Annotated in this window: 14 protein-coding genes; all 14 read left to right on the forward strand. The window is 70.8% G+C overall.

Translation table 11 applies throughout. From position 1 onward, the window contains the following. Window positions 1-291: 291 nt before the first annotated feature. Entirely contained in the window at window positions 292-1524 is a 1233-nt protein-coding gene (gene nrtL, locus H305_RS0132945; protein ID WP_028804208.1) for an ArgS-related anticodon-binding protein NrtL, read from the forward strand. A 34-nt stretch (window positions 1525-1558) separates the two neighbouring features. Further along, a complete protein-coding gene (lysA, locus tag H305_RS0132950; RefSeq protein ID WP_028804209.1) occupies window positions 1559-2950 on the forward strand; it encodes a diaminopimelate decarboxylase in 1392 nt (463 codons plus the stop codon). Between the two features lie 228 nt (window positions 2951-3178). Then, a complete protein-coding gene (locus tag H305_RS0132955) occupies window positions 3179-4471 on the forward strand; it encodes a homoserine dehydrogenase (RefSeq protein WP_028804210.1) in 1293 nt (430 codons plus the stop codon). 6 nt (window positions 4472-4477) lie between these two features. Then, the gene (thrC, locus tag H305_RS0132960; RefSeq protein WP_028804211.1) at window positions 4478-5536 is read left to right on the forward strand and encodes a threonine synthase; all 1059 of its coding nucleotides are present in this window, start codon (window positions 4478-4480) and stop codon (window positions 5534-5536) included. Between the two features lie 537 nt (window positions 5537-6073). Beyond that, window positions 6074-7003, forward strand: coding sequence for a homoserine kinase (thrB, locus tag H305_RS0132965; RefSeq protein ID WP_028804212.1), 930 nt, complete (start codon window positions 6074-6076; stop codon window positions 7001-7003). Between the two features lie 388 nt (window positions 7004-7391). Next, window positions 7392-9371, forward strand: coding sequence for a transcription termination factor Rho (gene rho / locus H305_RS0132970; protein WP_028804213.1), 1980 nt, complete (start codon window positions 7392-7394; stop codon window positions 9369-9371). Between the two features lie 223 nt (window positions 9372-9594). Next, window positions 9595-11301 (forward strand): trypsin-like serine protease, encoded by a 1707-nt coding sequence (locus H305_RS0132975; protein ID WP_234021345.1) that lies wholly within the window; start codon window positions 9595-9597, stop codon window positions 11299-11301. A gap of 213 nt (window positions 11302-11514) precedes the next feature. Then, a complete protein-coding gene (locus H305_RS0132980; protein WP_028804215.1) occupies window positions 11515-12651 on the forward strand; it encodes an LCP family protein in 1137 nt (378 codons plus the stop codon). A gap of 227 nt (window positions 12652-12878) precedes the next feature. Next, entirely contained in the window at window positions 12879-13100 is a 222-nt protein-coding gene (gene rpmE / locus H305_RS0132985) for a 50S ribosomal protein L31 (protein ID WP_028804216.1), read from the forward strand. Between the two features lie 172 nt (window positions 13101-13272). Continuing rightward, window positions 13273-14349 carry a peptide chain release factor 1 gene (gene prfA / locus H305_RS0132990; protein WP_028804217.1) on the forward strand — a complete coding sequence of 359 codons (1077 nt, stop codon included), beginning with the start codon at window positions 13273-13275 and terminating at the stop codon, window positions 14347-14349. 52 nt (window positions 14350-14401) lie between these two features. Beyond that, a complete protein-coding gene (gene prmC, locus H305_RS0132995; RefSeq protein ID WP_028804218.1) occupies window positions 14402-15247 on the forward strand; it encodes a peptide chain release factor N(5)-glutamine methyltransferase in 846 nt (281 codons plus the stop codon). 53 nt (window positions 15248-15300) lie between these two features. After that, window positions 15301-15948, forward strand: coding sequence for an L-threonylcarbamoyladenylate synthase (locus H305_RS0133000; RefSeq protein ID WP_028804219.1), 648 nt, complete (start codon window positions 15301-15303; stop codon window positions 15946-15948). A gap of 52 nt (window positions 15949-16000) precedes the next feature. After that, window positions 16001-16648, forward strand: coding sequence for a low molecular weight phosphatase family protein (locus tag H305_RS0133005; protein ID WP_051371214.1), 648 nt, complete (start codon window positions 16001-16003; stop codon window positions 16646-16648). Between the two features lie 105 nt (window positions 16649-16753). Then, window positions 16754-17992: a serine hydroxymethyltransferase gene (gene glyA, locus H305_RS0133010; RefSeq protein ID WP_028804221.1), complete on the forward strand. Its 1239-nt coding sequence runs from the start codon at window positions 16754-16756 to the stop codon at window positions 17990-17992. Window positions 17993-18089 lie beyond the last annotated feature (97 nt).

An 18089-nucleotide genomic window follows, 5' to 3' on the forward strand; every position in this document is an offset into this window, starting at 1 on the left:
GTGACCCCGGTGACCCCGGTGACCCCGGTGACCCCGGTGACCCCGGTGACCCCGGTGACCCCGGTGACCCCGGTGACCCCGGTGACCCCGGTGACGCCCGTGGCTCCAGCGACTCCCGTCAAGTCAGAGCCCCAGCCTCACCACGCTGCCAGTACGGCCAGGAACCGGCCCCCACCCCGCCGCGAGCCCCCCGCCCCGGCGAGGACACGCCCACCCCCACCCCGTCCACATCCCGGACCCCACGCCAAACCCATTGGCCCTCCCACCCCCCTCCTCCCATACGCTTGTCCCGTGACCCCCGTCGAGCTCTCCCGGACCGTGCTGTGCGCGGTGCGGCGTGCTGTCGATTCGGGGGAGCTGAGTGTGGCCGTGCCCGCACGGGTCGTGGTGACGGTGCCGGGGCCCGGGGGGTGCGGGGACTACGCGACCAACGTCGCGTTGCAGCTCGCGCGGCCCGCCGGGCGGCCCGCGCGGGAGGTCGCCGAGATCCTGCGACCGCACATCGGCGGCGCGCCCGGCGTCGCGGGCGTCGAGATCACCGGGCCCGGTTTCCTGAACATCAGCCTCGGCCGCGAGGCCTCCGCCGCCCTGGTGGCGGAGGTGCTGGCACAGGGTGCCGGGTACGGACACGGTGACGCCCTCGCCGGACAGGTCGTCGAGCTGCGCGTGCCGTACGAAACCCGTGCCGAGGTCATCGCCGACGCGCTGGTACGGATCGTCGCCACCCAGGGCGGTCGCGCCGAGGTCCGGCACGTCGAGGCGGGGAGTCTCCGGTCGGTGCTCGCACCGGATCACCGGGTACGAGTTGCCGACCCCCAGGACGCCCACCCCGAGCCGCGCCACCCCGACGTGCGGCACGCCGAACCGCGCCACCCCGAGCCACGTCACCCCGACGTGCGGCACCCCGAGCCACGCCACCCCGACGTGCGGCACCCCGAGCCACGTCACCCCGACGTGCGGCACCCCGAGCCAGACCACCGCGAGGTCCGTCCCCCCGAGGTCCACCACCCCGAGCCGGTGAACCTGCGCCCCGTACCCGCCCCGGAGGACCCCGCCCCACTGGGTGCGGACGCCGCCCGCTGGGCCTTGCTGCACCCCGCACCGCACGACCGGCCCCGGATCAGCGCGGACCACCTCGTCCAGCGCGAGAGCAACCCTCTCTTCCGGGTCCGTTACGCCCATGCCCGCACCCGGGCCCTGCTTCGAAACGCCGCGGCGCTCGGCTACACCGGCGCCCCCGGCGACATACGCGACCTGGACCGGGCCGGGGACCTGCTCGCCGCCCTCGCCGAGTACCCGCACGCCCTGCGCGTCGCCGCGGCCGACCGCACTCCCGACCGGCTCGCCCGGCACCTCGTCGTCACCGCCGATGCCCTGCTCGCCGTCCAGCACAGCGTGCTGCCGCTCGGCGACGAGAAACCCGTGGCCGCCCACCGTGCCCGGCTTGCGCTCGCCGACGCCGCCGGGACGGTGCTGGCCGGTGGCCTGTCCCTGCTCGGCATCAGCGCACCCGACCACCTCTGACTGCCTCAGACACCGCAGAAAGCCGACACCTGAGATGAGCCGTTCCGCACACCCCGCCGGGCCCCGTCACGCCGATGTGCTTCCCGAGGGCCACTACACCGCGCCGCCCGCCGACCTGAACGTTCTCGACCCGAAGGTCTGGTCCCACACCGTGACCCGTACGGCCGACGGGGTCGTCAGTGTCGGCGGCATCGAAGTCACCCGGCTCGCCGAGGAGTTCGGCACGCCCGCCTACTTCCTGGACGAGACCGACTTCCGGGAGCGCGCCCGCGCCTGGCGCACCGCGTTCGGGCACGACGCCGACGTCTTCTACGCGGGGAAGGCCTTCCTGTCGCGTGCCGTCGTGCGCTGGCTGCACGAGGAGGGCCTCAACCTCGACGTGTGCTCGGGCGGCGAGCTGGCGACCGCGCTCTCGGCCGGCATGCCCGCCGACCGCATCGCGTTCCACGGCAACAACAAGTCGGAGACCGAGATCCGCGCGGCGATCGAGGCCGGGGTCGGGCGCATCGTCCTCGACTCCTTCCAGGAGATCGTGCGGGTCTCGCACATCGCGCAGTCGCTCGGCAAGCGCCAGCGGGTGCAGATCCGCGTCACCGTGGGCGTCGAGGCGCACACCCACGAGTTCATCGCCACGGCGCACGAGGACCAGAAGTTCGGCATCGCGCTCGCCGACGGGCAGGCAGCGGAGGCGGTGCGCCGGGCCCTGAGTCTGGACGGACTCGAACTCGTCGGCATCCACAGCCACATCGGTTCGCAGATCTTCGACATGGCTGGCTTCGAGGTCGCGGCCCGGCGCGTGGTGGGGCTGCTCGCCGCCGTCCGTGACGAGCACGGCATCGAGCTGCCCGAGATCGACCTCGGCGGCGGTCTCGGTATCGCGTACACCAGTGAGGACGACCCGCGCGAGCCGCACGAGATCGCCAAGGCGCTGAGCGAGATCGTGACGCGGGAGTGCGAGGCCGCCAGGCTGCGGACGCCCCGGATCTCGGTGGAGCCTGGCCGGGCGATCGTGGGCCCGACCGCCTTCACGCTCTACGAGGTCGGCACGATCAAGCCCCTCGACGGGCTGCGTACGTACGTCTCGGTGGACGGGGGCATGTCCGACAACATCCGTACGGCGCTGTACGACGCCGAGTACAGCGTCGCGCTGGTGTCGCGCACCTCGGACGCCGACCCGATGCTCGCCCGTGTCGTCGGCAAGCACTGCGAGAGCGGCGACATCGTCGTGAAGGACGCCTTCCTGCCCTCCGACCTGGCTCCGGGCGACCTCGTCGCGGTGCCGGCGACCGGGGCGTACTGCCGTTCCATGGCCAGCAACTACAACCACGCGCTGCGCCCGCCGGTCGTCGCCGTGCAGGACGGGACGGCCCGGGTGATCGTCCGGCGCGAGACGGAGGAGGACCTGCTGCGCCTCGACGTGGGCTGAGCGGCGTTCGAACCGGTGTCGGTGATGTCGGCCGAGGGGCGGCGTGTGCAGTCACTCGGCCGACATCGGGGGACGCCGGCTGAGAAGCTTGACCTGCGGCGGAAGATCTCCTGCGGTCCGCCGCCGGAAAAATGAAATAGACGTCTCACGATCCGGACGAGGGATAGAAACTCCAGTCCGGTGAGTGAGACTGGTCGAACCGAGAACGGTATGAGGAAACGAGGTCGGATGATGCGTACGCGTCCGCTGAAGGTGGCGCTGCTGGGCTGTGGGGTTGTCGGCTCAGAGGTGGCGCGCATCATGACGACGCACGCCGACGATCTCGCCGCCAGGATCGGAGCCCCGGTCGAGCTCGCGGGCGTCGCCGTCCGGCGCCCCTCGAAGGTCCGGGAGGGCATCGCGCCCGAGCTGGTCACCACGGACGCCACCGCGCTCGTCAAACGCGGGGACCTCGACGTCGTCGTCGAGGTCATCGGCGGCATCGAGCCCGCCCGTACGCTCATCACCACCGCCTTCGAGCACGGCGCCTCCGTCGTCTCCGCGAACAAGGCGCTCCTCGCCCAGGACGGCGCGGCCCTGCACGCCGCGGCCGGCGAGCACGGCAGGGACCTCTACTACGAGGCCGCCGTCGCCGGTGCCATCCCGCTGATCCGCCCCCTGCGCGAGTCCCTCGCCGGCGACAAGATCAACCGCGTGATGGGCATCGTCAACGGAACGACGAACTTCATCCTCGACAAGATGGACTCCACCGGCGCCGGCTATCAGGAGGCCCTCGACGAGGCCACCGGGCTCGGGTACGCCGAGGCCGACCCGACCGCCGACGTCGAGGGGTTCGACGCGGCCGCCAAGGCCGCCATCCTCGCCGGGATCGCCTTCCACACGCGCGTACGCCTCGACGACGTCTACCGGGAGGGCATGACCGAGGTCACCGCCGCGGACTTCGCCTCGGCGAAGGAGATGGGCTGCACCATCAAGCTGCTCGCCATCTGTGAGCGGGCCGCCGACGGCGGGTCGGTCACCGCGCGCGTGCACCCCGCGATGATTCCGCTGAGCCACCCTCTCGCCTCCGTGCGCGGCGCGTACAACGCCGTGTTCGTCGAGTCCGACGCGGCCGGGCAGCTCATGTTCTACGGGCCGGGTGCGGGCGGCGCCCCCACGGCCTCCGCGGTCCTCGGCGACCTGGTGGCCGTGTGCCGCAACAAGCTCAACGGCGCGACCGGACCGGGTGAGTCCGCGTACGCCGCGCTGCCGGTCTCGCCCATGGGCGACGTCGTCACCCGCTACCACATCAGCCTCGATGTGGCCGACAAGCCGGGTGTTCTCGCCCAGGTCGCCACCGTCTTCGCCGAGCACGGTGTGTCGATCGATACGGTTCGCCAGCAGGGCAAGGACGGCGAGGCCTCCCTCGTCGTCGTCACGCATCGTGCGTCCGACGCGTCCCTCACGGGGACCGTCGAGGCGCTGCGCAGCCTCGACACCGTGCGGGGTGTCGCCAGCATCATGCGGGTTGAAGGAGAGTAACCAGCAATGACCCACCAGTGGCGCGGAATCATCGAGGAGTACCGGGACCGGCTGCCGGTATCCGACAGCACGCCGGTCGTGACGCTCCGTGAGGGTGGTACGCCGCTCGTGCCCGCGCAGGTGCTCTCCGAGCGCACGGGCTGCGAGGTCCACCTCAAGGTGGAGGGCGCCAACCCGACCGGGTCCTTCAAGGACCGCGGTATGACCATGGCCATCACGAAGGCCAAGGAGGAGGGCGCGAAGGCCGTCATCTGCGCCTCCACCGGCAACACGTCCGCCTCCGCCGCGGCCTACGCGGTACGCGCCGGGATGGTCTGCGCCGTCCTGGTGCCGCAGGGCAAGATCGCGCTCGGCAAGATGGGCCAGGCCCTCGTGCACGGGGCGAAGATCCTCCAGGTCGACGGCAACTTCGACGACTGCCTCACGCTCGCCCGGTCGCTGTCCGACAACTACCCGGTGGCGCTGGTCAATTCGGTCAACCCGGTGCGTATCGAGGGCCAGAAGACCGCCGCCTTCGAGATCGTGGACATGCTCGGCGACGCGCCCGACGTCCATGTGCTCCCGGTGGGCAACGCGGGCAACATCACCGCGTACTGGAAGGGGTACACGGAGTACGCCGCCGACGGCGTCGCGAAGCGGACCCCGCGGATGTGGGGTTTCCAGGCCTCCGGTTCCGCGCCCATCGTGCGCGGCGAGGTGGTCAAGGACCCGTCGACCATCGCCACCGCGATCCGCATCGGCAACCCCGCCTCGTGGAAGTTCGCGCTGGCGGCCCGGGACGAGTCGGGCGGCCTCATCGACGAGGTGACGGACCGTGAGATCCTGCGCGCCTACCGGCTGTTGGCCGCGCAGGAGGGCGTCTTCGTGGAGCCCGCGTCCGCCGCGTCCGTCGCCGGTCTGCTGAAGGCCGCCGAGCAGGGCATGGTCGACCCCGGCCAGACGATCGTCTGCACGGTCACCGGCAACGGCCTCAAGGACCCCGACTGGGCCGTCGCGGGCGCCCCGCAGCCGGTCACCGTCCCCGTGGACGCGGCGACGGCGGCGGAGCGGCTCGGCCTGGCGTGACCTCGCGCGGGGGCCGGTCCTTCCCGGTCCGCCCCCGTCGGCCGTGGTCCGGCCCGTACCGGCCGTCGGTGTAGGCGCCGGCCCGGAGCGGGTGTGCGCACCCGCCGCAAGCAGGGGCACGCACCAGGCGGAAGCGGTGTGCGCACCGGCCGAAAGGCGCTGTCCGCCCGACTTGGCGGAAACCCGCCTGGCGTAAAGCCGCCACGTCGTCGCCTGGTCGGCGTCGACGGGCCGGGGAGACGGGCGGATCCCCTCGGACACGGGTGGAAAATCGCCAGAAGCCGACGGAAACCGTCCGGCGAAGGGGTCACCCACGTGGCAATCCGACAGGGGGTGCACAGGGGGCTTACGACACGCATCGTGCGCCTCCTGTGCGCCCTATGTCGCCACAGAACCTTCCTTCGATAGGCTGTACCGAACCCGCCCGCCGCATATGCCGCGGTGCCGCGCCGTCATTGCGGCCTCCGGGTCTTCGGTACGTATCGCAGTTCATCGAGAATCTCGCACATCACGCAGCTCAAGGAGAGTCATCGAGCGATGGCCGGTCCAGCGTTCCGCGCCGCCGCCGTCCGGGTGCGCGTCCCCGCCACCAGTGCCAACCTCGGCCCGGGTTTCGACACCCTCGGCCTGTCACTGGGGCTCTACGACGATGTGGTCGTCCGGGTGGCCGACTCCGGGCTGCACATCGACATCGCAGGTGAGGGCAGTGACACCCTGCCGCGCGACGAGAGTCACCTCCTTGTGCGCTCCCTGCGCACCGCCTTCGACCTGCTGGGCGGACAGCCGCGCGGACTGGAGATCGTCTGCGCCAACCGCATCCCGCACGGACGGGGCCTCGGCTCCTCCTCCGCCGCCATCTGCGCCGGCATCGTCGCCGCGCGCGCGGTGACCATAGGAGGGGACACCAAGCTCGACGACACCGCGCTCCTGGAGCTCGCCACCGAGATCGAGGGACACCCCGACAACGTCGCGGCCTGCCTGCTCGGCGGCTTCACGCTCTCCTGGATGGAGGCCGGCGCGGCCCGTGCCATCAGGATGGATCCAGCCGATTCCATCGTTCCGGTGGTTTTCGTACCGGGAAAGCCGGTCCTCACCGAGACCGCGCGCGGACTGCTGCCGCGCACCGTGCCGCACGTCGACGCCGCCGCCAACGCGGGCCGTGCCGCGCTGCTCGTAGAGGCCCTCACCCGGCGCCCCGAGCTGCTGCTGCCCGCGACCGAGGACCGGCTGCACCAGGAGTACCGGGCCCCGGCGATGCCGGAGAGCGCCGCCCTGGTGGAGCGTCTGCGCGCGGACGGAATTCCCGCGGTGATTTCCGGCGCGGGCCCCACAGTCCTCGCTCTGGCGGACCGGGCGTCGGCCGACAAGGTCGCCGATCTCGCAGGTCAGGGCTGGGCCGCCAACCGGCTGGACCTCGACGCCCAAGGGGCGAGCGTGCTGCCGCTCGCACCCGTCGGGGTCAATTGACGGCGCACGGTTGCCGGATTTGGAGAGGGGGAATGTTTGTTGGATCCGGTAGTGTTAACCTCAAGTCTGCACCCGACCCCACCATGGCGAGGTGCTTCGTGTCCCCGTCCGGGACAACCATTCTTCCGGGAGCCTCCCAAACTGCTTTGTGCCATGCATTGGGTGCTATGCGCTGAGCAGTGCTGAGCACGCTCCGGAGCCGGCGTGACCGAGCCGATGACACCGCAATTCAGTGCCACGGCCCCGGAATCGTCATCACCAGATATGTCTTCCGCCGCTTAGGCGGACCACCGCCCCGGCACGGTCCACACAGCAAGGACCAACGTCGGACAGCACAACCGGTCGCCGAGCCAGACAGGCCGACGTCCGCTCCAGGGAAGGACCCTTCGTGAGCGACACCACCGATCTGATGGGCGCACGTGTCGAGGAGACCGCTGCCGCGCCCGCCACGGACGCCTCCGCGCCTGCCACCGGTGCCGGCTCCCGGCGGCGCCGCGGTACCGGCCTCGAGGGCATGGTGCTGGCCGAGCTGCAGCAGGTCGCATCCGGCCTCGGCATCAGGGGCACCGCGCGCATGCGCAAGAGCCAGCTGATCGAGGTCATCAAGGAGGCGCAGGCCGGGGGTGCTCCGGCAGCCAAGGCCGAGGCCGCCGCCGAGACCAAGCCGAAGCGCCGGACCACCTCGAAGGCTCGTACCGGCGAGGACGCCGCCGCTCCGGCCGAGAAGAAGGCCGAGAAGCCCGCCGCCGAGAAGGCTGTGGCTCAGCAGCAGATCGAGATTCCCGGCCAGCCCGCCAGCGAGGACGCCCCCGTGGAGCGCCGTCGTCGCCGTGCCACCGCCGAGGCCGGCAGCCCCGAGACGGTCACCGCCGAGGCGAAGGCCGAGACGCAGGGCGAGGCCAGGACCGACACCGCCGAGGGCACCGACGGCCGTCAGGGCCGTCGCGACCGTCGTGACCGCGACCGGGGCGGCCGTGACCGCCGCGGAAAGGGCGACGAGCAGCAGGGTGGGGGCCAGCAGCGTCCGGACCGTCAGCAGCAGGGCGGTGGCGGTGGCCGCCAGGACCGCCAGGACCGCCAGGACCGCCAGCAGCGCGACAACGGACCGCGGGTCGACGAGGACGACGACTTCGAGGGCGGCCGCCGCGGCCGGCGCGGGCGCTACCGCGACCGTCGTGGTCGTCGTGGCCGTGACGAGATCGCCGAGCCGCAGCTCGCCGAGGACGATGTCCTGATCCCCGTCGCGGGCATCCTCGACATCCTCGACAACTACGCCTTCATCCGTACGTCGGGCTACCTGCCGGGTCCCAACGACGTGTACGTCTCCCTCGCCCAGGTCCGCAAGAACGGCCTGCGCAAGGGCGATCACGTCACCGGCGCGGTCCGTCAGCCCAAGGAGGGCGAGCGCCGCGAGAAGTTCAACGCGCTCGTGCGCCTCGACTCCGTCAACGGCATGGCGCCCGAACACGGCCGTGGCCGCCCGGAGTTCAACAAGCTGACGCCGCTGTACCCGCAGGACCGGCTCCGTCTGGAGACCGACCCGGGCGTGCTGACCACCCGCATCATCGACCTCGTGTCGCCGATCGGTAAGGGCCAGCGAGGTCTGATCGTGGCCCCGCCGAAGACCGGCAAGACCATGATCATGCAGGCGATCGCCAACGCGATCACCCACAACAACCCCGAGTGCCACCTGATGGTCGTCCTCGTCGACGAGCGTCCGGAAGAGGTCACCGACATGCAGCGGTCGGTGAAGGGCGAGGTCATCTCCTCGACCTTCGACCGCCCGGCCGAGGACCACACCACGGTCGCCGAGCTCGCCATCGAGCGCGCCAAGCGTCTGGTGGAGCTGGGCCACGACGTCGTCGTGCTGCTCGACTCGATCACCCGTCTGGGCCGTGCGTACAACCTCGCCGCCCCGGCCTCCGGCCGTATCCTGTCCGGTGGTGTCGACTCGACCGCGCTCTACCCGCCGAAGCGCTTCTTCGGTGCCGCGCGCAACATCGAGGACGGCGGCTCGCTGACCATCCTGGCCACCGCGCTCGTCGACACCGGCTCGCGCATGGACGAGGTCATCTTCGAGGAGTTCAAGGGCACCGGCAACGCCGAGCTCAAGCTCGACCGGAAGCTCGCCGACAAGCGCATCTTCCCGGCGGTGGACGTCGACGCGTCCGGTACCCGCAAGGAAGAGATCCTGCTCGGCAGCGACGAGCTCGCCATCACCTGGAAGCTGCGTCGCGTGCTGCACGCGCTCGACCAGCAGCAGGCGATCGAGCTGCTGCTCGACAAGATGAAGCAGACGAAGTCGAACGCCGAGTTCCTGCTCCAGATCCAGAAGACGACGCCGTCGCCGGGCAACGGCAACGACTGACGTCTCCTGCAGCACCACATCACAGGGCCGCTCCCGTGCCGGGGCGGCCCTGTGTGCCGTCCGGGACAGGTGTACGATCACGGCTCCTTTCAACGCGTGAGTCTCTGGGGGGACTTGAGTGGAAACACCCATATCCGGACGGGGGCGTCACAGACGCCGGATACGCATCGCCGTGCCCGTCGCGGCGGCGGGTCTGGCGGCAGCGGTCGCCGGCGCGCTCCTGATGTCGTCCGCGAACGCCGCCACGGCGCTGCCCGCGCCGACCGTCAAGCCCAGCACGTCCTCGCCCTCCCTGAGCGAGCTGACGAAGCGCGTCGCGGGTGCTGTCGCGGGCGATGACACCGCGGGCGAGACGACCACGAAGTCGTCGCTGAGCGCGAGCACGGACAGCTCGAGCGTCGACCCGAAGATCATCGGTGGCACCGAGACCACCATCACCACCGCCCCGTGGATGGCGCAGCTCTGGTACTACGACGACCGGGGCACCACGAGCGAGAGCGACGACCTCGGCTTCTTCTGCGGCGGTTCCGTCGTGTCGCCGACGAAGATCCTCACCGCCGCGCACTGCGTCAAGGGCTACGACTGGCACGCCAACGGCGCCATCGTGACGGGCACCGCGCAGCTGCCGACCACCGACTCCTCCGGCAACACCAACCTGCACGGCGGCACCGTCTCGGGCGTCTGGCGGCAGTGGAACCACCCCTCGTACAGCTCGACGACCATCGACAACGACATCGCGGTCATCACGCTGCCGAGCCCCGTCACGGCCAAGCCGATCCGCATGACGACGTCCGGTGACACCACCTCGTACGCGTCCGGCACCAAGGCGACGCTGTACGGCTGGGGCCGCACCAGCTCCACCAGCGAGGACATCTCCGAGACGCTGAAGACGGCCACGCTGCCCATCAAGTCCGACACCACCTGCGCCGGCTACTACGGCAGCGACTTCGTCAAGGGCCACATGGTCTGCGCGGGCGACGCGGCGACCGGCAGCGACACCGGGACCACCACGGCGTGCAACGGCGACTCCGGAGGCCCGCTGATCGTCGGCGGCCGTATCGTCGGCGTCGTCTCCTGGGGTGTGAAGGACTGTGTCGAGAAGGGCGCGTACAGCGTCTTCTCCAAGGTGAGCACGTACGTGGGCGCGGCCTGGCCGCGGGTGGAGGACACCAACCTCAGCGGCGACCACAAGGCCGACCTCTGGGTGCGCAACTCCTCCACGAAGACCGGGTACGAGAAGGACTCCAAGGGCACCTCGTTCGCCGCCCGTCAGTCGTGGGGGAACTGGAACGGCGTCAACGTCGTGCTCCAGACCGACCTGAACCGTGACGGCTACCAGGACCTCGTGGTCCGCGACAGCGCCAGCGGCGACGTCTTCTGGATGCACTACATGAAGTCGATCGACGACTGGTCCACCGACAAGATCTTCAGCAGCTGGGGCACCCGCACCCGGATCATCGCCCCCGGCGACATCACCGGCGACGGCCTGCCCGACATGCTCTCCGTCGACTCCGCCGGAGCGATGTGGGAGTACCCGGGCAAGGGCAACGGCACCTTCTCGGCGCGTATCCAGGTCCGCACCGGCTGGAACCAGTACAACTCCATCCGCGGGCACGGCGACTTCACCGGCGACGGCAAGGCCGACCTGATCGCGCGCAGCAGGACCGGCTCGTACGTCTACCTGTACAAGGGCACGGGCAAGACCGGCAGCGAGGCCTTCTCCAGCCGCATCAAGGTGCGCACCTGGAGCGGCTACAACGCCTTCGACGCCCCCGGTGACGTGACCGGCGACGGCAAGGCCGACTTCCTGGCCCGCACGCCCGGCGGCACGCTCTACCTGTACCCGGGCACCGGCAAGGCGACCACGGAGATCTTCGCCACAAGAATCTCGGTCGGCACCGACTTCAAGCAGTACGACATCTTCGGCTGACATCGCAGGTGAACGCGGGTTCGCCCGCTTTCGCCGGTGACGCTACGTGCCCATCGCGCCACGCGGTGGGCACATTGCGTTGTGCAACCCTTTCCCGGGTTTCCCCGTCTGACCGTACGGAGTGACCATGGAGCGGTACCCGTAGTCACGACCTGATGGGCCTGGCCCTGAAAGCAGGGGGTAACCGACCGCAGACACAGGACTGAGGAGCACATGCCTGCCGAGAGCACGCCGGAACCCGGCATACCGGGGGAGCCCGGCTCCCGCGCCCCACGTCAGCGCGGGAAGGGCCGACGCCGCAAGACGCGCAGCGCGCGGCGCAAAGCCCTCCTGATCACGGCCTGGACGGCCGCGGGTGTGGTCGTGCTGGGGGGTACCGGCGCGGGAATCCTGTACTTCAAGCTCAACGGCAACCTCAAGAACGTCGACATCAACGGCGCCCTCGGCACGGACCGGCCGACGAAGGTCGACAACGGCTCGCAGAACATCCTCGTCCTGGGCTCCGACACGCGCTCCGGCAGCAACAAGAAGCTCGGCGGCGGCGCCGACGACGGCAGCGCCCGGTCCGACACGGCGATGGTCGTGCATGTGTACAAGGGCCACAAGAAGGCGAGCGTCGTCTCCATACCCCGCGACACCCTCGTCGAGCGGCCCTCCTGCACCGATGCCGAGGCCGTCACCCACGACGCGGCCTCCGGCGTGATGTTCAATTCGGCCTACTCGACCGGCGGCGCCGCCTGCGCGGTCAAGACCGTCGAGTCCATGACCGGCATCCGCATGGACCACTATCTCGAGGTCGACTTCAGCGGCTTCCGGAAGCTCATCGACGACCTGGGCGGGGTGGACATCACCACCACCAAGGACATCTCCGACCGGGACAGCCACCTGCATCTGAAGGCCGGCCCGCACACGCTCGACGGCGAGCAGGCACTCGGCCTGGTCCGCACCCGGCACGGCGTCGGCGACGGCTCCGACCTCGGCCGCATCCAGCTCCAGCAGGCCTTCATCAAGGCCCTGGTGCAGCAGGTCAAGGACGTCGGTGTGCTGACCAGCCCGAAGAAGCTGTACGACCTCGCCGACACCGCGACCAAGACCGTCACCACCGACTCCGAGATCGGTTCCGTCGCCGAGCTCGCGTCCTTCGCCGACGGCCTCAAGGGCATCAACTCGTCCCGCATGACCATGGTGACGATGCCGGTCCAGTACGACGCCGCGGACGCCAACCGCGTCCTCGTCGACAAGGCCAAGTCGAAGCTGGTGTGGGACGCCCTGAAGAACGACCGGGCGATCCCCGCGGCGGCCACCAAGGGCACCGCCACGGGCTCCGCCAAGGGCGTCGTCACCTCCTGAGGCGCCCGCCGGGGCTGGTGAAAGCGCGCCGGGAACAGCCCGAGAAGGGCTCTGGAGCGGCCCGGGGACAGCCCGGGAGCCGGTCCCGGGGCGGCCCGGGAATAGATCCTCCACCACCCCGGTTTTGGGGGATGCGCCCAGTCCTGGCAGACTGGTACGTCGGCTCCGGTTCACGCTCCCGCATCCCGCGGCGGCGACCCGGCGCCCTCCCGAAACTAGGAGACACCTTGAAGCGCGACATCCACCCCGAGTACGTCGAGACGCAGGTCAGCTGCACCTGTGGCGCGTCGTTCACCACGCGTAGCACGATCGAGTCCGGCACCATCCGTGCCGAGGTCTGCTCCGAGTGCCACCCGTTCTACACGGGCAAGCAGAAGATCCTCGACACCGGTGGCCGCGTGGCCCGCTTCGAGGCCCGCTTCGGCAAGGCTGCCGCTGCCAAGAAGTAGCGAGCCCACAGCGCCGGTCTCCGGTGTCCCCTGCACGGGGACGCCGGGACCGGCGCTTTGCGGTGCAGCCCCTCCCCCGAGCTCGCACACACGCCCGAGCAGGGGGGACCCCCATGCCGTACCTACGTCCCGAGCCCATGATGGAGCTGGGGACAGTCCATTGGAGCCGGAGATGTTCGAGGCGGTCGAGGAACTCATCGGCGAGCACGCCGACCTGGAGAAGAAGCTCGCTGACCCGTCGGTCCACGCCGACCAGGCCAACGCGCGCAAGCTCAACAAGCGCTACGCCGAGCTGACCCCGATCGTCGCGACGTACCGCTCCTGGAAGCAGGCCGGGGAGGACATCGAGACGGCGAAGGAGTTCGCCGCCGACGACCCCGACTTCGCCGCCGAGGCCAAGGACCTGGAGAAGCAGCGCGAGGAGCTCACCGAGAAGCTGCGACTGCTGCTGGTCCCGCGCGACCCCAGCGACGACAAGGACGTGATCCTGGAGATCAAGGCGGGCGCGGGCGGCGACGAGTCCGCCCTGTTCGCCGGCGACCTGCTGCGCATGTACCTGCGGTACGCCGAGCGCGTCGGCTGGAAGACCGAGATCATCGACTCCACCGAGTCGGAGCTCGGCGGCTACAAGGACGTCCAGGTCGCCGTGAAGACCAAGGGCGGCCAGGGCGCCACCGAACCCGGCCAGGGCGTGTGGGCCCGTCTGAAGTACGAGGGCGGGGTGCACCGCGTGCAGCGGGTGCCGTCGACCGAGTCGCAGGGCCGCATCCACACCTCCGCCGCGGGCGTGCTGGTCACACCGGAGGCCGAGGAGGTCGACGTCGAGATCCACGCGAACGATCTGCGCATCGACGTGTACCGCTCGTCGGGCCCCGGCGGCCAGTCCGTCAACACGACCGACTCGGCGGTGCGCATCACGCACATTCCCACCGGAGTCGTCGCTTCCTGCCAGAACGAGAAGAGCCAGCTGCAGAACAAGGAGCAGGCGATGCGTATCCTGCGCTCCAGGCTCCTCGCGGCGGCGCAGGAGGAAGCGGAGCGGGAGGCCGCGGACGCCCGCCGCAGCCAGGTCCGTACCGTCGACCGCTCCGAGAAGATCCGTACGTACAACTTCCCGGAGAATCGCATCTCGGACCACCGGGTCGGCTTCAAGGCGTACAACTTGGACCAGGTCCTCGACGGCGACCTCGACTCGGTGATCCAGGCCTGCGTCGACGCGGACTCGGCGGCCAAGCTCGCCGCCGCGTAACAGCCGCGGAGACACCCAGCACACGACAACAGCTCAGCCCCGGAGGACCAGCGTGAACCTGCTGCTCGCGGAAGTGGCCCAGGCCACCCAGCGGCTGGCCGACGCCGGCGTGCCCTCGCCGCGCAACGACGCGGAGGAGCTCGCCGCCTTCGTGCACGGCGTCAAGCGGGGCGAGCTGCACACCGTCAAGGACGCGGACTTCGACGCCCGTTACTGGGAGGTGACCGCGCGCCGCGAGGCCCGCGAGCCGCTCCAGCACATCACCGGGCGGGCCTATTTCCGATACCTGGAACTCCAGGTCGGGCCCGGAGTGTTCGTGCCCCGGCCGGAGACCGAGTCGGTGGTCGGCTGGGCCATAGACGCCGTCCGCGCGATGGACGTCGTCGAACCCCTGATCGTGGACCTGTGCACCGGTTCGGGCGCCATCGCGCTCGCCCTCGCGCAGGAGGTCCCGCGCTCCCGCGTGCACGCCGTGGAGCTGTCCGAGGACGCCCTCCAGTGGACGCGCAAGAACGTCGAGGGGTCCAGGGTCGACCTGCGCCAGGGCGACGCCCTGGAGGCCTTCCCGGACCTCGACGGCCAGGTGGACCTGGTGATCTCCAACCCGCCGTACATCCCGCTGACGGAGTGGGAGTACGTCGCTCCGGAGGCCCGGGACTACGATCCCGAACTCGCCCTGTTCTCCGGCGAGGACGGACTCGACCTCATCCGCGGCATCGAACGCACCGCGCACCGGCTGCTGCGCCCCGGCGGCGTCGTCGTCATCGAGCACGCCGACACCCAGGGCGGACAGGTGCCGTGGATCTTCACCGAGGAGCGGGGCTGGGCCGACGCGGCCGACCACCCGGACCTCAACAACCGGCCGCGGTTCGCGACCGCCCGCAAGGCGATGCCGTGAGCACGCGCATCACGTTCCCCAGCCAGCAGTACGTGTACGAGGAGGCCCGCTAAATGGCACGGCGATACGACACCAACGACGCGACCGACCGCAGCACCGGTCTGCGTGAGGCAGCGTCCGCCGTCCGCCGTGGCGAGCTGGTGGTCCTCCCGACCGACACCGTGTACGGCGTGGGCGCCGACGCGTTCTCCTCGGAGGCCGTCGCCGACCTCCTGGAGGCCAAGGGCCGGGGCCGCAACATGCCCACCCCCGTCCTCATCGGCTCCCCGAACACCCTGCACGGCCTCGTCACGGACTTCTCCGAGATGGCCTGGGAGCTCGTCGACGCCTTCTGGCCGGGCGCCCTGACGCTCGTCACCAAGCACCAGCCGTCCCTCCAGTGGGACCTCGGGGACACCCGTGGCACCGTCGCCGTGCGCATGCCGCTGCACCCCGTCGCCATCGAACTGCTCACCGAGGTCGGCCCGATGGCCGTGTCGTCCGCGAACCTCACCGGCCACCCGGCGCCGGAGGACTGCGACGCCGCGCAGGAGATGCTCGGCGACTCCATCTCGGTCTACCTGGACGGCGGCCCCACCCCGGGCAACGTGCCCTCCTCGATCGTCGACGTGACCGGCAAGGTGCCCGTGCTGCTGCGCGCGGGCGCACTGTCGGCGGACGAGCTCCGGAAGGTCGTACCCGACCTCGAGGTGGCGAATTGACAGCGCCTGACACCTCCCGGCCCGCGGCTCCGCTCGACCAGGGGGCACCCCCATGCGTGGCATAGGCGAGGGGATCACGGAGGCCGGCGGGCTCTCCGGCGGGGCCTTCCGCATCCTCCACGTCAGCACCGGCAACGTGTGCCGATCGCCGATCACCGAGCGGCTGACCCGGCATGCCCTGGCGGACCGGCTCGGCGACCCCCTGTGGGGCGGCCTGATCGTGGAGAGCGCCGGCACCTGGGGCCACGAGGGCGCGCCCATGGAGGCCAACGCCGAGACGGTCCTCGCCGACTTCGGCGCGGACGCCTCCGGCTTCGTCGGCCGGGAACTCCTCGACGAGCACGTCATCCGCGCCGACCTGGTGCTGACCGCAACCCGTGACCATCGGGCCCAGGTCATCTCGATGGGCCACTCCGCGGGCCTGCGCACCTTCACCCTGAAGGAGTTCACCCGCCTCGTACGGGCGATAGACCCGGCGACGCTTCCGCCGCTGGACGACGGCGTCGTCGAACGCGCCCGCGCCCTCGTGCGGGCCGCCGCCGCGCTGCGCGGATGGCTGCTGGCCCCCACCGCCGAGGCGGACGAGGTGTACGACCCTTACGGGGCGCCGCTGCCGTTCTTCCGGTCGATCGGGGACGAGATCAACGAGGCGCTGGACCCCGTGGTGACCGCGCTGACGGGTGTGCCGGCCCGAGCCTAGGCGCAACGACCGCGCGCGGTGCGAATGGTGGTGATACCGGGCGCCCCACCGGCCCCGGTTCTACATTGGGACGTAGCGTCCCCCCGCCGAGGTCCGGAGTCCACCATGCCGGTCACACAAACGCTCGAAGCGGATGTCCTGCGCCGCCAGGACCCCGAGCTCGCCGAGATCATCCTCGGGGAGCTCGACCGGCAGTCCACCACGCTCCAGCTGATCGCGGCCGAGAACTTCACCTCGCCCGCCGTGCTGGCCGCGCTCGGCTCGCCGCTCGCCAACAAATACGCCGAGGGCTACCCCGGCGCCCGACATCACGGCGGGTGCGAGATCGTCGACGTCGCGGAGCGTCTCGCCGTGGACCGTGCCAAGGCGCTCTTCGGGTCCGCCCACGCCAACGTGCAGTCCCATTCGGGGTCTTCGGCGGTCCTCGCCGCCTACGCCGCGCTGCTGCGGCCCGGTGACACGGTGCTCGCCCTGGGACTGCCCTTCGGCGGTCACCTCACCCACGGTTCGCCCGCGAACTTCTCCGGCCGCTGGTTCGACTTCGTCGGATACGGCGTCGAGGCCGACAGCGGGCTCATCGACTACGCGCAGGTGCGCACGCTCGCCAGGACGCACCGGCCCAAGGCCCTGGTGTGCGGGTCGATCTCCTACCCGCGCCACATCGACTACGCCGTCTTCCGCGAGATCGCCGACGAGGTGGGCGCCTATCTCATCGCCGACGCCGCCCATCCCATCGGGCTCGTGGCCGGGGGAGCCGCACCCAACCCGGTGCCGTACGCCGATGTCGTGTGCGCGACGACGCACAAGGTGCTGCGGGGTCCGCGCGGCGGCATGATCCTGTGCGGGGCGGAGCTGGCCGAGCGGGTCGACCGGGCGGTCTTCCCGTTCACGCAGGGCGGTGCGCAGATGCACACCATCGCCGCCAAGGCCGTCGCGTTCGGCGAGGCGGCGACCCCGGCCTACAGGACCTACGCCCACCAGGTGGTCGCCAACGCGAGAGTGCTCGCGCAGCGGCTGGCGGCGCAGGGCCTGCACATCACCACCGGCGGCACCGACACCCATCTGCTGGCCGCGGACCCGGCGCCGCTCGGCCTCGACGGACGCACCGCGCGCGGACGCCTGGCCGCGGCGGGCATGGTCCTCGACACGTGTGCGCTTCCCCACGGGGACGCGCGCGGTCTGCGGCTCGGCACGGCCGCCCTGACCACGCAGGGCATGGGCGAGGCGGAGATGGTGCGGATCGCGGACCTGTTCGCCGGGGTGCTGCGCGAGGACGTCGACGCCAGGACCGCGCGTGAAGATGTGCGGGAGCTCACCGGAAGATTTCCGCCCTATCCGGACTGAGCAGGGGTGCTCGCACACTCGTGCACAGCCACTCGTGCAACCATCGTCGCTACCCGGAAGTCCCCAACCATATGCGTGCATCGCTAGGGTGTGGGGC

Source organism: Streptomyces sp. 142MFCol3.1, assembly GCF_000424945.1.
GTDB lineage: Bacteria > Actinomycetota > Actinomycetes > Streptomycetales > Streptomycetaceae > Streptomyces > Streptomyces siamensis.